11 protein-coding genes and 1 pseudogene are annotated in these 16,365 nt (G+C 64.1%); 8 read left to right on the forward strand and 4 right to left on the reverse strand.

Translation table 11 applies throughout. The annotated features are described in order from the left end of the window. The first annotated feature begins 10 nt into the window (after positions 1-10). From WCY17_RS13775 to WCY17_RS13805, 7 genes are all read left to right on the forward strand, one after another. Positions 11-4,942 (forward strand): hypothetical protein, encoded by a 4,932-nt coding sequence (locus WCY17_RS13775; protein ID WP_372702763.1) that lies wholly within the window; start codon positions 11-13, stop codon positions 4,940-4,942. Between the two features lie 157 nt (positions 4,943-5,099). Beyond that, entirely contained in the window at positions 5,100-5,651 is a 552-nt protein-coding gene (locus WCY17_RS13780) for a hypothetical protein (RefSeq protein ID WP_372702764.1), read from the forward strand. A 332-nt stretch (positions 5,652-5,983) separates the two neighbouring features. Next, the gene (locus tag WCY17_RS13785) at positions 5,984-7,411 is read left to right on the forward strand and encodes a Fic family protein (RefSeq protein ID WP_372702765.1); all 1,428 of its coding nucleotides are present in this window, start codon (positions 5,984-5,986) and stop codon (positions 7,409-7,411) included. Between the two features lie 216 nt (positions 7,412-7,627). Next, positions 7,628-7,768: a hypothetical protein gene (locus tag WCY17_RS13790; RefSeq protein ID WP_372702766.1), complete on the forward strand. Its 141-nt coding sequence runs from the start codon at positions 7,628-7,630 to the stop codon at positions 7,766-7,768. A gap of 16 nt (positions 7,769-7,784) precedes the next feature. Further along, positions 7,785-8,561: an SDR family NAD(P)-dependent oxidoreductase gene (locus WCY17_RS13795; protein ID WP_372702767.1), complete on the forward strand. Its 777-nt coding sequence runs from the start codon at positions 7,785-7,787 to the stop codon at positions 8,559-8,561. 41 nt (positions 8,562-8,602) lie between these two features. Then, positions 8,603-10,015: an FAD-binding oxidoreductase gene (locus tag WCY17_RS13800; protein ID WP_372702768.1), complete on the forward strand. Its 1,413-nt coding sequence runs from the start codon at positions 8,603-8,605 to the stop codon at positions 10,013-10,015. 15 nt (positions 10,016-10,030) lie between these two features. Beyond that, on the forward strand, positions 10,031-10,690 hold the full coding sequence (locus WCY17_RS13805) for a hypothetical protein (RefSeq protein WP_372702769.1): 660 nt from the start codon (positions 10,031-10,033) through the stop codon (positions 10,688-10,690). Positions 10,691-10,842: 152 nt separating this feature from the next. On the opposite strand, the gene WCY17_RS13810 is transcribed toward WCY17_RS13805, so the two are convergent. The 4 genes from WCY17_RS13810 to WCY17_RS13825 form a co-directional block, all read right to left on the reverse strand. Continuing rightward, on the reverse strand, positions 10,843-13,173 hold the full coding sequence (locus tag WCY17_RS13810; RefSeq protein ID WP_372702770.1) for a S8 family peptidase: 2,331 nt from the start codon (positions 13,171-13,173) through the stop codon (positions 10,843-10,845). Between the two features lie 160 nt (positions 13,174-13,333). Continuing rightward, positions 13,334-14,365, reverse strand: a complete 1,032-nt coding sequence (locus WCY17_RS13815) for an AAA family ATPase (RefSeq protein ID WP_372702771.1) — start codon at positions 14,363-14,365, stop codon at positions 13,334-13,336. Further along, positions 14,358-14,675, reverse strand: a complete 318-nt coding sequence (locus WCY17_RS13820; RefSeq protein WP_372702772.1) for a helix-turn-helix domain-containing protein — start codon at positions 14,673-14,675, stop codon at positions 14,358-14,360. Before WCY17_RS13820 ends, WCY17_RS13815 begins: the two co-directional genes overlap by 8 nt. A gap of 73 nt (positions 14,676-14,748) precedes the next feature. Continuing rightward, positions 14,749-15,246: a hypothetical protein gene (locus WCY17_RS13825; protein WP_372702773.1), complete on the reverse strand. Its 498-nt coding sequence runs from the start codon at positions 15,244-15,246 to the stop codon at positions 14,749-14,751. On the opposite strand from WCY17_RS13825, the pseudogene WCY17_RS13830 reads away from it, so the two are divergent. Then, positions 15,245-16,365 (forward strand): annotated as a pseudogene (locus tag WCY17_RS13830) (hypothetical protein); the annotation flags it as partial. The gene WCY17_RS13825 and the pseudogene WCY17_RS13830 overlap by 2 nt on opposite strands.

The following is a 16,365-nucleotide window of genomic DNA, read 5'->3' on the forward strand; positions in this document are numbered from 1 at the left end:
AGCAAGTGGTGTGAGTGCGGCAGCCTCGGGTACCGACAGCATTGCCACCGGGCGTGACTCGAAAGCTACGGGCGAGCAGAGCATTGCCACTGGCCTCAACGCCGAAGCCTCGGGCGAGAACAGCGTAGCCACGGGTGTGGGTGCGGCTGCAACTGCGGACAATGCTTATGCTGGGGGTACCGGCGCTAGTGCTTCGGGAGTAAATTCCACTGCCGTCGGTGTGCAGGCCAGTGCCGCGGGTGCCAATAGTGCGGCCGTAGGTGACGGGGCCAGTGCAGGCGGCGTACACGGTGTAGCAGTTGGCATGGATGCGAATGCGTCGGCTACCAACAGCATTGCCGTGGGGATCAATTCTGCTGCCAGTGGCACGGATTCTGCAGCTGTGGGGAATGAAGCCATAGCCAGCGGCGAGCGTAGCAGCGCGTTTGGTCGTTATGCCCGGGCAACTGGTACAGACAGCATTGCAACGGGTACCTTCTCCGAAGCGACTGCAGAGAACAGCATTGCCACGGGTAATCATGCCGTTGCCTCGGCAGTTGGCAGCCAGGCTTCAGGGGCTGGTGCCCAAGCCTCCGGTGTCGACAGCATCGCTATCGGTACCGACTCGGTTGCTTCGGGCATCAGTTCGATCAGCGTAGGCACCGGTAACGACGTATCAGGCAACTACTCCGGTGCATTTGGTGATCCCAATAGCGTGTCTGGCGATGGCTCGTACGCCTTGGGCAACGACAACGACGTTAGTGGTGATGGTTCTCAGGCTCTGGGTAACGACAACGACGTCAGTGGCGACGGCTCGCGCGCGATCGGTAACGACAATACGGTCAGCGGTGCCGGTTCCGTAGCCCTGGGCAACGACAGCACGGTCAGCGGCGACGGCGCGCGCGCCATCGGCAACGAAGCCAGTGCCTCGGGCGAGGGTGCCACGGCCATCGGCAACCTGGCCGATGCCAGCGGGGCTCGCAGCAACGCGATTGGTGAGGGGGCTTCGGCACAAGGTGCCGACAGCAATGCCATGGGTACGGGCGCCAGCGCGACTGGCGCCAACACCACGGCCATTGGTACCGATGCGTCGGCTACCGGGTCGGGCAGCATGGCACTGGGTAACGACGCCAGTGCGCTGGGCATCGACAGTATGGCCGCGGGTAGTGGTGCCACAGCCACAGGCCTCAACGCCTCGGCCAGCGGCACAAACGCCAACGCAGCAGGCTTGAATGCCATGGCCAGCGGTACCGATTCGAATGCAGTCGGCATCAACACCCAGGCATCCGGGGTACGCGCCAATGCCACAGGTCTCAACGCCATGGCCAGTGGCACGGATTCGAACGCCACGGGTATCAATGCCCAGGCCTCCGGGGTGCGTGCCAGTGCCACAGGCATGAACACCATTGCCACGGGTACGGATGCCAACGCCACGGGCCTGAACAGCCAGGCCTCTGGCGTACGCGCCGAAGCGACGGGCATCAATGCCATCGCTACCGGCACGGACGCCAGCGCCACCGGTCGGGATTCGTCCGCCACGGGTACAGGGGCCACTGCTTCCGCACGCAACGCCTTTGCGGGCGGTACGAACTCAGCCGCCTCCGGCGTCGACAGCATCGCCATCGGCACCGACTCGGTTGCCTCGGGCATCAGCTCGATCAGCGTAGGCACCGGCAACGAGGTGTCGGGTAACTACTCCGGTGCGTTTGGTGATCCCAACATCGTGACGGGTTCGGGCTCGTATGCCCTGGGCAATGACAACATCATCGACAGCAACGAATCCCAGGCGCTGGGCAATCGCAACGAACTCGCTGCCACGGCAGAAGGCTCGCGTGCGATCGGTAACGACAATACGGTCAGCGGTGCCGGTTCCGTAGCCCTGGGCAACAACAGCGAAGTCACCGGCGACGGCGCACGCGCCATCGGCAACGACGCCAGTGCCTCGGGTGATGGCGCCACGGCCATCGGCAATTTCGCCGATGCCAGCGGTGAGCGCAGCAATGCGATTGGCGACAGTGCCTCGGCACAAGGCACCGACAGCAATGCCTTCGGTACGGATTCCAGCGCCATTGGCCCGAATTCCACGGCCATGGGTACCAATGCACTGGCCGCCGGGCCGGGCAGCATGGCACTGGGCAACGAAGCCAACGCAATAGGGGCCGACAGCATGGCCGCAGGTACCGGCGCCACGGCCACGGGCGTCAACGCCTCGGCCAGCGGCACGAACGCCAATGCGGCCGGCCTGAATGCGATGGCCAGCGGTACGGACGCCAATTCGGTGGGCGTCAACACCATGGCCATCGGCACCAACTCGACTGCAGTTGGCGTCAATAGCCAGGCCTTCGGGGTAGGCGCCAACGCGGCCGGCCTGAATGCCATGGCAGCAGGCACGGATTCGAACGCCACGGGCCTCAACGCCCAGGCGTCCGGCTTGCGCGCCAATGCCACGGGCATGAACACCATTGCCACGGGTACGGATGCCAACGCGACGGGCCTCAACAGCCAGGCCTCCGGCGTACGCGCTGAAGCGACGGGCCGCAATGCCATCGCCACCGGTACGGACGCCAGCGCCACGGGTCGGGATTCGTCCGCCAGCGGTACGGGTGCCGTTGCGAGTGCTCGGGATTCCTCGGCGAGCGGCACCGGGGCCAGCGCCACGGCGCGCAATGCCCTGGCCAGCGGCACGGGCGCAACCGCCAGCGGCGAGAACAGCACGGCGATCGGCAACACCGCGCTGGCCACCGGTACGTCCAGCACCGCGATGGGTGACGGTGCCCGGGCTGACGGCAACAGCAGCAACGCCATTGGTGACGGCGCAGTCACCGAGGGCGGCGACGCCAACAACGCGATGGGTCTGAACGCCTATGCCTATGGCAACAACAGCATCGGCGTCGGTACACTGTCCTATGCCACCGGTGAATCGGCGACGGCGGTAGGCACGGCAGCCCAGGCTTCTGCCGACAGCGCCACGGCCATCGGCAACGAGGCCAAGGCGTCCGGCGAACGCAGCAACGCCATCGGTAACCTGGCCGCGGCAAGTGGCACCGACAGCAATGCCATGGGCACCAGCGCGCAGGCCTCTGGCGCACGCAGCAACGCCATGGGCAATGACGCTCGGGCTACGGGTGCCGACAGCAATGCCATGGGTACCAGCGCACGGGCCTCTGGCGCACGCAGCAATGCCATGGGCAACGACGCCCGGGCAGGGGGCGCCGACAGCATCGCGACCGGCACCGGGGCCAGGGCGAACAGCACCAACAGCATCGCCACCGGCAACGGGGCGTCAGCTACCTTCGCCAACTCCATGGCCATTGGTACCGATGCCACCGCGTTCGGCTTCGACACCACCGCCATCGGTCGTGATTCCAGCGCAACTGGGGTCGACACCACGGCGATTGGTCGTGACTCCAGCGCGACCGGGGTCGACACCACCGCCATCGGCCGCGATTCCAGTGCCAGTGGCCTGCGTTCCATGGCCTTCGGTCAAGGGGCCAGCACCAGCCTGCTCAGTGTGGATGCCATCGCCATCGGTACCGACGCCTCGTCGACCGGCGCGCGTTCCACGTCCATCGGTCAAGGCTCCAGCACGACCGCCATGGATGGCATCGCCATGGGTACCGACGCCTCGTCCACTGGCGTGGGCTCCACGGCCATTGGCCAGAATGCCAGCACCACCGGCATCGACAGCATCGCGCTGGGCACAGACGCTTCGTCTACAGGCCTGCGTTCCACGTCGATCGGTCAGGGCGCCAGCACCGCGGGTGTCGACAGCATCGCGCTGGGTACCGACGCCTCGTCTACAGGCCTGCGCTCCACGGCCATCGGCGAGGGGGCCAGCACCCTGGGCATCGACAGCGTCGCGCTGGGCACCGGGGCTTCGGCCACGATGCTCGACTCGGTCGCCATTGGCACCAACGCCAGCGCCACGGGGGTAGGTTCCATGGCATCCGGCCTCAATGCCAACGCCGTGGGCGTGTCCGCACTGGCCATGGGTTCCGGCGCCAACGCCATCGGTGTAGCCAGCCAGGCGGTTGGGGCCGGTGCGCAAGCGCTGGGCGTCAACTCCCAGGCCTCCGGCACACTGGCAGTTGCAGCAGGCGTCAACAGCCAGGCCTCGGGCTTTGGTGCAAACGCTGCGGGCCTGAACGCCATTGCAACGGGTACCGGGGCTTCGGCAGCCGGCATCAACAGCCAGGCTTCGGGCTTCGGCGCCACGGCCAGCGGTGTCAACGCCATTGCCATAGGCACGGGCGGCAGCGCCACGGGCTATAACGCCATCAGCGTGGGTACCGGCAACCAGGTCTCGGGCAACAACTCGGGCGCCTTTGGTGACCCCAACATCGTCACGGGCTCGGGCTCGTACGCGGTGGGTAACGACAACACGATCCAGGCCAACAACGCCTTCGTGCTGGGTAACAATGTCACCATCGCGCCGGGCCTGGATGGCTCGGTGGCCCTGGGCAACGGCACCATGGTATCGGCGCCCAACCCGACGGCCTCCACCGTCATCGCCGGCCAGACCTATTACTTCGCCGGCAGCACGCCGGACAGTGTGGTCAGTGTCGGGGCACCGGGTGAAGAGCGGCAGATCACCAACGTGGCCGCGGGCCGGGTTGCACCGGACAGCACCGATGCCATCAACGGCTCGCAGTTGTACGCCACCAACCAGGCGGTCGACCATCTTGCTGGCCGGATCGGTGACATGGAAGACGACATCCGCAGCAACGACCGGCGCGCGAGCGGCGGTATTGCAGCCGCTCTGGCCACGGCCGGCCTGCCTCAGGCCAGCCAGCCCGGCAAGAGCATGGTCAGTATCGCGGGTGGTGTCTGGCGCGGTGAAGGCGGCTACGCCCTGGGTCTGTCGCACATGACCAAGAGCGGCAAGTGGATCCTCAAGGCCACTGGCGCTGGCTCAGGCCGGGGTGACTTCGGTGGCTCCGTGGGCGCCGGTTATCAGTGGTAATCCGGTTGTCATAGGCAGTTGAAGTATCGGCAGATCCTGAATACCGTAAAATCGGTGCTCAGGGTTTGCCGAACCGATTAAGCTCCGGCGCCCGGTCGGGGCTTAATCGGTTCTGGTCCACATGAATCGGCCATGGTCTGGCTAACGGGAAATAGCAATGCGATCCATCACGCGCTTCAGCAAAGTATCCTCCATCGTGCTCGCACTGGCCTTTCTGGCTGGCTGCCAGCAGCTTGCACTCAAAAGGCAGCAGAATGCCGCTGCCAAAGATGCCGGCACACCGCCGGCCGTGCAGCAGGCAGCCCAGGGTCAGGCAGCCAACAATCAGCAGCAGCTGCTGCCGGTCGATTTCCGCCTTGCGCAAGAACAACAAGACAAGGGTCTGCAGGAACTCAAGTTCCAGGATGGCACCAAGGTCTGGTACCTGCCCGATCCCGTGCTGTCGCGCGCCGATCTGGCCACGGCCGAACCGCGCCGCACCAAAGACGGGCGCCCCTTCGTGCGCTTTACCTTCAATCAGGTCGGGGCCCAGAAACTGGCTTCGATCAGCGACCGTTTCCCCGGCAAGTATCTGGTGCTGACTCTGGGCAACTCGCTGGTCTCTGTCTACCAGATGCAGAAGCCCATCACCAACGGTATCCTCGACATCGGCTTTGCCAACGACCAGGAAGCCATCTCCATCGTCAACCGAATCGCCGGGCAATCCTGACGTCTGGTGTTGTAGCGGTCTCTGTGGCGCTGTCGTAGTTTCTGCGGCAGCGTCGCTGCATTTCTGGCGCCGCCGTATTTCTGGCGACGCTGTATTTCTTCCGGGCGCTGATATAGCGCCGATCGCACGTTGAATGCACCGAACATTGGGTGCATCGAACGCTGAGCGCATCGAATGCTGCGTGTACCAAACATTGAATACATCTTGAACGGGTGCAGCGGGTGCATGAACAGGTGCAGTGGGCGCGCCTCGATGGCGCAGGCCAATGGCGCATAACGGCAAATTGCGCCATAATCGCGCCATCTGTCTTATTGATCGCGCCAGGTCCATGCATGCCGTCGCCGGAAGATCTGCTTGAAACCATCCAGGGCAGCCCCGAAGGGCTGTCCGTTGCCGAGCTGCTGGCCCGGCATCCCGGGCTGGCCCGCCGCACTGCCCAGCGGTGGCTCAATGGGCTGGTGGCCCATGGCCGCATCTGGCCCGTGGGTGCCGGGCGCGCAAGGCGCTACCTGGCTTTGTCAGCATCCCCCACAGTATTGGCTGATGAAGGCGATTCTTTTCCGCGCCATATCCCTCTGTCTGCCGACAGCCTCGACATCCTCGCCTATGTCGACCGGCCCCTGGCGGCCCGCAAACCGGTCGGCTACCAGCGCGAGTTCCTGGACAGCTACCAGCCCAACCACACCTGGTACCTCCCGCAACCGCTGCGGCGCCAACTGCGCCGTATGGGCGATACCGGGCAGATCCGGCGCCCGGCGGGGACGTACGGCCGCGCGATCCTCAACCGCCTGCTGATCGATCTGTCGTGGGCCTCCAGCCACCTGGAAGGCAACACCTACACCCGGCTCGACACGCGGGCCCTGATCGAGCACGGCCGCATCGCCCAGGGTGTCGCCGTGTTTGAAACGCAGATGATCCTCAATCACAAGGCCGGTATCGAGTTTCTGGTCGAACATGCAGACACGGCCGGGTTTGACTGGCCCACGTTGTCCAGCCTGCACAGCGCGCTTGCCGAAAATCTGCTGCACAATCCCGCCGACGAAGGCCGTCTGCGCCAGCACGCGGTCGAGATCGGCAAGAGCGTCTATCGTCCGCTGGCTTTCGCGGCCCAGATTCAGGGCATGCTGGCCTTGCTTTTGCACAAGGCGAACCGTATCGAAGATCCCTTCGAGCAGTCGTTCTTCGTCATGGTGCATTTACCGTACCTGCAGCCATTCGTCGACATGAACAAGCGGGCTTCGCGCCTGGCCGCCAACCTGCCCCTGCTGCATGCCAACCTGTGTCCGCTCACCTTTCTGGATGTGCCCGAACAGGCCTATAGCCGCGCGATACTCGGGGTCTATGAACTGGGCCGGGTCGAGCTGTTGCGCGACATTTACGTCTGGGCCTACGAACGCTCCACGCAAGAATACCTCGCGGTCAGGCAGAATCAGGCCGAGCCCGATCCCCTGCGCCTGGCGTGGCGCGACGCGATCAGGCACACCGTGCGTGCCGTCGTGCAGCAGCCCCACCGGGCGGCGCTGGACGTGATCGCAGAATGCCTCTCCAGGCAGGACACCGGTGCCGACAGGCAAAATGTCGAGGCGCTGGTGATCGAGGCCCTGCGGCACCTGCACGAGGGCGTGCTGGCGCGCTACGACTTGCGCCTGCCCGAGTTCACCGAATGGCAGGCGCGCCAGAGGGCCAGGCAGCGGCCGGATCGTGCAGCAGCACCCCCCGCAGCACCAATTCCACGTACTCGGCCACGAACGCCTCGGTGATGAATAGGGCCGCGCAACTGTGTGGCCATGGCCTGCAGGCAGCGTCCCACCAGTAGGCTGCATCCGGGACAGCCGTTTCGGCTGCGCGACTGCGGGGTCGCCCGCAGCTTTCTCGCGCTATGATCGTCTGACCCGCAGCGTGGCCTTCATGGCGGCGGTGCTCGGCTGCTTTCTCATTTGTGGCATCCTTGTGGTCATGATCTGATCGGCAGCTTCGTGCTGCAGGCAGCCATCTACGGCATTATCGAATACTCCGAGGTCTTTCTGGTGGGTGGCATCGTCCTGGGCCTGGTCATCTGGGTCCTGCTGCTCGTGCGCCAGATGCTGTCGAAAAACACATCAAAAAATACATCATGAAGGAGAACACCGCGTCATGAACTCACAATGGGCGATCATCACCGGCGGGGCCAGCGGCATTGGCCTGGCCATCGCACAAGACCTTGCCGGGCAGGGCGTGAACCTGGTCCTCATCGACGTGCATGCGCACGCCTTCGAGGCCATACAGGCTGAATTCCAGGCCCTGGGTGTGCAGTGCCTGTGCCATCAGGCCGATGTCACGCAGATCGCCGCCCTGCAGGCCGTGCAGGATGACCTGGCGCAGCGCGGCATCACCGCCCGTCTTCTGGTCACGGCGGCCGGCATTCTGCAGCCGGTCGAAGACATTGCCGACTTCGACCTGGCCGTACACGAGCGCGTCTGGCGCGTCAATTACGATGGCACCTACCACGCCTGCAAGGTCTGGCTCGAACCCATGCGCGCGGCCGGGCAGGGCGCCATCCTCGTGGTGTCGTCCATCATGGCTTATCGCAGTTCGCCCCTGCTGGCCTATGCGCCGGCCAAGGCCGCGCTCAACAGCCTGGTTGCCGGACTGGCCGTGTCGGCCGCCGCCGATGGCGTGCGCATCAACGCCATCGCCCCCGGTTTCACCCTCACCAAGGGGCTGCAGCAGCAGATCGACAGCGGCCAGCGCGACAGCAGCCGCGTCCTGAGCTTCATCCCCATGAAACGTTTCGTAACCACAGACGAAGTGGCGCGCACGGCGCGCTTCCTGCTGTCGGACGACGCGAGCGCCATCACCGGTATTACCCTGCCGGTAGACTGCGGCTGGCTGGCCGGTACCGGCTGGGTCACGTTCAAGGAACTGCCCTGAGGGCTTCCGTGCCGATCCGAACACATTCTGAAAGATATCCCATGCAAGTGACCACCCCCCTCAAAACCAGCCCGCTGAGCTTGCCCGAAGCGTTTGTCGCGGCCTTGCAGGCCCGCTTTGGCACCCAGTATTCCGACAACCCCAGCGTGCTCGAGCAGCATGGACGCGATGAATCCCCGTTTGCCACCACGCCGCCCAATGCCGTGGTCTTTGCCCGCGCCACGCAAGATGTGCAGGACGCCATACGCCTGTGCGCGCAGCATCGCGTGCCGCTCATCCCCTATGGCGTGGGTTCCTCGGTCGAAGGCCAGATCCTGGCCATCCACGGCGGCCTGACGCTGGATCTGTCGCAAATGAACCGCATCCTCGAGATCCACACCGAGGACATGACCGTCACTGTACAGCCCGGTGTCACACGAGAGCAGCTGAACCACGAACTGCGCGACCAGGGCTTCTTCTTCCCCATCGACCCGGGGGCGAACGCCACCCTGGGGGGCATGGCATCCACCAGCGCCAGCGGCACCACCGCGGTGCGCTATGGCACCATGCGCGAGAACGTGCTCGCCCTGCAGGCGGTGGACGCCAGCGGCGAACTGGTGCACACCGGCACGCGCGCCAACAAGACCAGCGCAGGCTACGACCTGACCCATCTGCTCGTGGGCAGCGAGGGCACCCTGGCGGTGTTCACCGAAATCACCTTGCGCATCCACCCGCTGCCCGAAGCCATCATGGCGGCCATCTGCTCGTTTCCGGACATCGAGCACGCCGTGCGCAGCGTGATCGAAATCATCCAGGCCGGCATCCCTATTGCGCGCTCCGAACTCATCGACGCCTACACCGTGCAGATGGTCAACCAGTACAGCAAGATCGGCCTGGCCGAGAAGCCCCTGCTGTTGCTCGAATTCCATGGCAGCCCCACAGGCGTGCAGGAACAGGTCGAACTGGTGCAAGAAATCGCCGGGCAGCACGGCGGCGCCGACTTCGAGTGGGCCAGCACCCCCGAGGCGCGCACCCGGCTGTGGACCGCGCGCCACCACGCGCATTTCGCCGGCCTGGCGAAGCACCCCGGCACGCGCAGCGTGACCACCGACATTTGCGTGCCCATCTCGCGGCTGGCCGAGGCCGTGACCATCACCGTCAAGAAAGCCGATCACAGCGGCATCCCCTACTACCTGGTTGGCCATGTCGGTGACGGCAATTTTCACATGGGCTACCTGGTCAATCCGGATGATCCCAAGCAGCTTGCGCGCGCCGAGGCCCTGAACCACGACCTGGTGCACATGGCGCTGGACATGCAGGGCACCTGCACCGGCGAGCACGGCATCGGCCTGCACAAGATCGATTTCCTGGAGCACGAAGCCGGCCCTGGCAGCATCGCCATGATGCGCGCCATCAAGCAAGCGCTGGATCCGCTGAACATCATGAACCCCGGCAAAGTGCTGGCCGGGGCCTGACCAGGAGGACACACCATGCCACTGCCTGGCGCCGGAATGCTCATCACCCTGATCGATATCGCCCCTGCCGATGAACCCGGCTTCAACCACTGGTTCGACAAGGAGCACTTGCCCGAGCGCGTGCATATCGACGGCTTCATCGATGGCCGCCGCTATCGCGCATTGCGCGGCGAACCCAGATACCTGACCCTGTGCGCGACCCGCAGCGTCGACGTGCTCGACGGCCCTGCATACCAGCACGCCATCGCGCACCCCACCGAACAGACGCGTCTGTACATCAGCCGCTTCCAGCGCGGTACCCGCTCTATCGTGTCGGTGAAGCACAGCGCCGGGGAAGGCCACGGCGCCAGCCTGGCCTTCATCACCATTGCCCGCGACCCCAGCGGCCAGCTACCCGATGCGCACATCCCCGCGCTGCTGGAGCACATCGTCGCCCAGCACGACGTCACCGCCGCCCACTGGGTCCACTGCGATCCCGAGCGCTCGCGATCGTTCACCGACCCCGACGCCCGGGCCCCCATGAATGCCGGCTACTGCCTGATCGAAGGCACCCACCCCGATGCTGTGGACGCCCAGGCCCAGGCGTTCATCTGCGCTCTCCAGCACCAGGCCCCCAATCCCATCGCGCTGACCGGCCTCTATGCCTTCATGATGGGCCTGGACAAGGCGGACTGAAGGCATCGGGCTGGACGGCCGTGTGCGTTCGTGCCCGGGCCGTCAGCCCATCGCGACGCATCCTTGCTTCAAGCCTCGTGCCGAGTCGCAACGTTCGGCACGAGGCGCGGGGTGTAGCCCCCGGACCCGACGGTGGAACCCTGGTACGCGCCTCATGTCTCCACAGCAACGATGTCGGCCACAGGGAGCTTCTGAGCCACGGCAGCATAGATGTCCACGTCTGTCTGTGGCGTTCGGATCGAGACCACGAGACTGTATCGTGCTGGCAAGGTATAGCGTTCCAGCGCAGGCCGTGTCCGCCACCAGCCGGCAGATGGGTAGATTGCGATAAATCCACGGCTGGCCAGTTCAGCGGCCGTGCCTTTCCACACATCCTGATGTAACGAGCCACGATGCCGCCTCTGGCCGCCCAGCAGCCAGTTCGGATCAGAAGGATTGACCGGATCGCCGCCACCCTCGTCTTCACGCTGTGTGGCGGCGTTCAGCCGTGCAATGAAGTGATCCGTAGACGCGTCCAGCGGGCGCTGCACATCGAAGCGCAACCGGTGCGAAGGATAGTGATACTTCGACGCGACGCCTCGTGCCGAAGGATTGGGCTCGATGAAATACGACAGCGTGACACGCATCTCCACCGGCGTGTCCTGCAATGCTTCCAATTCGTCCTTCGGCCACGGCAAGGAATGCAGGTTCATATCGCGGGTGACGACCCCTTTGCCCTGAACCTTCGCATATGGATGCACCAGATCTTCAACCACCAGCGTCAAGGAATCACCCGCGCTCCACAGTGCGCGGTTCAGATCCGGCGTACCCCAGCCGCAGTGACGGATCAGGTTGACGAAGTGATCCTTGTTCGGAGCAGCCGGCAAAAACATCGCGCGCATGGCATCGCTCCATTGCGCCGAATGAACGAGCAATGCGCGCACCGTCTCCACGCGAAGATGCGGATAGGCCGCCATGATCCGGGCCGCCATGCCGGCACACAGTGCAGAGGCAGCGCTGGTGGCATTGCTGGTGGTGAACAAGCGCGCCTGCGGCTGATTGTGGGCGGTCAGCAGGCTCAAGCTGGTCATCCACGATGCGCCAAGATCGTCCTTGGCCGCGTTGCCGCCTTCCAGCACCACATCAGGCTTGAGCGGCCACGAGCGATCCCAGGTTTGTGTCGTGGTGGTGAACGGGCTGAGCCCACACGCTTCGGCAATGGGGTTCAGGGATGGGTGTCCCTGCGTGTCGGTTTTGTTGGTGCAAGCGCCCACGGTGATGGCATTCCATGCCTGCCCTGGATCGTGCACAAGGTTGGTGGCCAGGCAGTCGGGGTACGTGGCCCACGCATTGGGATCACGATTGTTGCCAGCGGAGAGCACGAACAGACGCAGGTTCTGGCCGGCGCCATCCGAATCTGCCGCGAGGCCATCAACGGCGGCCGACCATGACGAAGGCCGGCCCCGATCCCGATAGTCTGAAGCCGTCACGGCAGAAGTGAACACGCGGGCGCGAGCTGGCGCATGGATTTCGGGGCGAGCGACGCCTTCCGCGAACAAGTAGGCGTGGTGTCGCGCATCGCCTTCGTTGGCGCCTTTCGCAGGCACCAGCTTGACCGATTCCAGCCGATGCGGGACGCTGATCGCGTCCGCAGAAGACAGCGCATCGGTGAAGTCACCGTAAGCTGCCAGACCGGCCAGCCCTGTGCCGTGATCCGCTTGGTCATCCACGCCCCACACCGGCTCCACGGTGTGCAGGTCCGCCGCATCCATCAAGGGCTCCAGCAGTGGATGCGCGCGAGTCACGCCCGAATCCAGCAGGCAGACTCGGGGGGCATCGTCTGCGGGCTGCAATTGCGCACGCCGTAGCAGATCGTCCACCCATTGGCGCTGTTCTTCCACCTCCATGCTGTCGAAGAACTCTGCGGTCTCCTTGGCATAACGAAGCTCGGCCACGCAGTTGAAGGTCATCACCGAGCGTGAGAATTGCCGTTGCGAGCCATACATCAACAGCACCGTGCGCTCAGGAAAGCTGACCTGCTGGTCGCTGACCACACAATCTGCCAGGCGAGCGAGTTTCTTGAAATCCTCCACCACGGCTTGCCGCTGCCCGGCACCTCGAACTGGAAGCCACACTTCCCACCAGAACGTCGTGGCGGTATCAGTCGGTAGCAGTTCAGGTGCATCGGTCCACAACGCCTTGATCTCTGCCGCCCGGATGAATTCGATGGTATCGAGCAGCTTCCGATGATCGAGCGCCTGATTCTTGCTACCTTTCTTCTCCGTCAGGTAGTCCATGACATATTGCTCGAAGTGCGCGAGTCCTCCATCCGGGACGAAGACGTTGGCGAGCGTGCGGTTGCCTTCTTCGCGGACGCTCAGGAGTTCGATCTTCTTGCTCGCGTTCGCCAGGCTCTCAAATGCCAGCACCATATCTGGCTGGCTGGTGAATTGAATTTGCAGGCCCAGCCCGCTTTCCAGTTGCAGCTCCTGCTGGATGCGCACGGCCGCGGCCGCTACGGGCTTCAAGTCCTCGATCTGCCCTTGAAGAGAGGCTGCATGCTGCTGCCTGGGCTGAGCTGGAATGCTCTTGTGCGTTACGGGCGAAGACTTCGCCGTGAACTCAACTGCTCGTGATGTGTCTCGAAGAATGAGGTGTGGACGCTTAGCTTGCGGTAGATCCGTCATGGTTCTGCACAGCCTTCTTATCATTCATTCTGATGCTGAATTTTCGGCGTTCCTCGAAGGCCCGCATGAGCGCCTCAGACGTTACACGGTCTTCGTCGTGCATTACCGCCTCCTTGATGGATTCGTCCACGGCACGCCTGATTTCCGCGTAGCTCAACCCCTCCGCCTTCGCTATCAGAGCTTTCAGGGGGAAGGGCTTGGGCGCAAATTTCCCGAGTCGCGCCTGCAGCAGCTTGCCGGCTTGAGGCCCACTCGGCAGCCGGTACTCGATCACGTCGTCGAATCTACGGAAAAGCGCGTAGTCGAGTATCTCGGCATGGTTGGTCGCAGCAAGGATCAGGCTGTGAGACTGGTCGCTCTCGATCATTTGCAGAAAGCTATTGAGCACTCGCCGAATCTCGCCCACGTCATTGGCGAGTCCTCGTTGCGAGCCAATGGCATCGAATTCGTCGAAGAAGTAAACGCCGCGAACCTCACTGATGGCGTCGAATATCTGGCGCAGCTTGGCGGCCGTCTCGCCCATGAACTTGGTGATGAGCGCATCGAGCCTCACGGAGAACAAGGGAATGCCAAGCTCGCCCGCCAGCACGGAGGCCGTCATCGTCTTGCCCGTGCCGGGCGGCCCAACCAGCAGCAGTTTGCGTCGGGGCGACAGGCCATGCTCGCGGATGCGAGAATGATGCTTTTGCTCTTTCAGGATACGGTCGAGTTGCTCGGCCACATCCGTATCGAGCACCATGTCCACCAGCCGATTCTTCGGATAGGCCACCGTCAGCAGGTTTGCCAGTTCGCCGCGGGGGCGCGCCAGGGGCACTGGATTGCCCGTTGCATCAGCGGGCAAAACACGAGCCTTGGCTGCATCGATCATGTCGCGCAGTTCCTGAGCGAGCTTGCCGTGGCCTGCCTTGGCTTCACGGGCGGCAACCTGCATGGCAACGGAATAAAAATGCCGGTCGTCCCGCTCGATGTGGGATTTCACCAACGCCTTGAGTTGTTCGGCATTAGCCATAACGGCCTCCCGCTTGCGCTGCCATGTTGTCCGACGCTCTCAGCGATGCCAGCGCAGACTGCATCAACTGATCGGCGGCCTGCCCGTCAATGCCCCTCAGCTCATCCTGATCGGCCGCCAAAACGAAAAATAGGCCGACAGGCACATGCAATGCCTCGGCAATCTTGGCAGCTGTCGAAAGAGTCGGATCGCGCTTGTTGTTCTCAAGCATGGATAGATACGACATTGAGCAATTTGCCCAGGCCGCAATCGTACTCTGCGAAACGCCACGCTGCGTCCGGCACAATCGAATAGCTTGGTCTACATTCATGACGTTCGCTTTCTCAAGGGTTGCGACAAGCGTGGAGATGAGCCAACTTTACCATCAGTGAACCTTATTCCGACTATCGCTGACGCCACTTTTGCGCTGATTGTTGAAAGTGTGTTGTGCGCATCATCCGGCCTGACGGCATCCTCCAGCCACCGCGTAGCGCCTCGGTCTTGTCGAATCGACGGGCATGATTAACCTTGACCGACAGCTCATTTCCTAATTTCCCAGACAGTGTCTGGGAAATCTCAGGCTGGGGGTATGAAAGGAAGACACGTCGCATGCTCTCCAGGTTGTTGACGTCAAAGCTGCGCCCGACTGGTTCGGCCGCATCCCGCACCGGGTTGTCCTCAGTATGAACATAGTGCATAAACATTGCCACTGTCTTGTGGCCTGTGAGCTTAATGCCCACCTTGGACAGCATCTTGCCCCTGTACTCGGCAGGGACCCGATAGACCAGCCGGCCGAACAGATGCTCCAGAGCAAACCCCTGGCACATTTCCGCTAAACAATCCCGCAATTTGACCGTAATAGTAATAAAGAGCAACAAGTTCTTTCCACAGGAGACATCCATGTCACGGTTCAACTGGCTGCTTGCCACTGCGGTTATTCTGTTCACCACCATCGCCCGGGCCAACCCCTGGGATCCGTCCCCAGACCCCTACCTGCTCGAAGGCGAGCTCATCGAAGTCACCCAGGATCACACCATCACCCGCGTCCAGCACCTGCAGCAGGACAGCGGTTTCAACGTGCATCCCGGCGTACGCCTGGACACCGACGCGCCCATTCTGGGCCACACGCTCGACCCCTCCATGGACCTGAGTCTATGGAAACTGGGTGCCGGGCACCTGCAGCTGAATGCCGCCAACGGCTTGCGCACCACCGTTTACCTGCGCCAGGGCAGCCTGGGCGTGGGGCCGCAGGGCGATCTGGGCCCGGCCGGCAACGAACTGCACATGGCTGCCGGCACCCGCCTGGATCTGGCCGATGGCCTGATACTGCCCTCCCGGCTGCGCCTCTGGGCGCCGGGGCTGGCGCCCGAGCCCTGGGCCTGGGCGCTGCCGGCCGAGTCAGTCGCCCCGGGCGCAATGGCCGATGGCGCCACCCTGCACGTGGCCCACGGTACGGCCCAGTGGCTGGGCGACATCGACGCCCAGGCGCCGCTCTACAAGACCGGCGCGGGCACCCTGCGCCTGGCCGGCCCGGGGCTGGGCAGCACGCTGTCCGGCCTGAGCGTGCAGGAAGGTGGCCTGCAGATGGATTCCACTTGGTGGGGCCGCGTCAGCACCGCGCCCGGCACCGTGCTCTCGGGCACCGGCGCCATGGGGAGCGCGCTGGTGCATGGCGTGGTGCAGCCCGGCACGCCCGGGCAGGTCGGTACCCTGGGCGTGGTCGAGCACCTGGGCCTGCAGCCTGGGTCACTCACGCGCATCCGGGTGGATGCCCAGGGGCAGAACGACCAGCTCTGGTCACTGGGCACCGCCCGCCTGGCCGGCGCGCTCGAAGTTGACCTGACCCGCGGCGACTGGACCCCGCGCGATCACTGGGAAATCGTGCGCGCCGACGGCGGTCTGATCTATGGCTCGGATCCCGTGCCGGGCGGCTCCGGCCCCGCCGGTGCTGCTGGCCCTGGCGCGCCTGGCGACCCCGCCGGCTCCGGCAATCCCGGCAATCCCGGCAATCCCGGCAATCC

The sequence above is a fragment of the Castellaniella sp. genome, assembly GCF_041677825.1.
Lineage (GTDB): Bacteria > Pseudomonadota > Gammaproteobacteria > Burkholderiales > Burkholderiaceae_B > Castellaniella.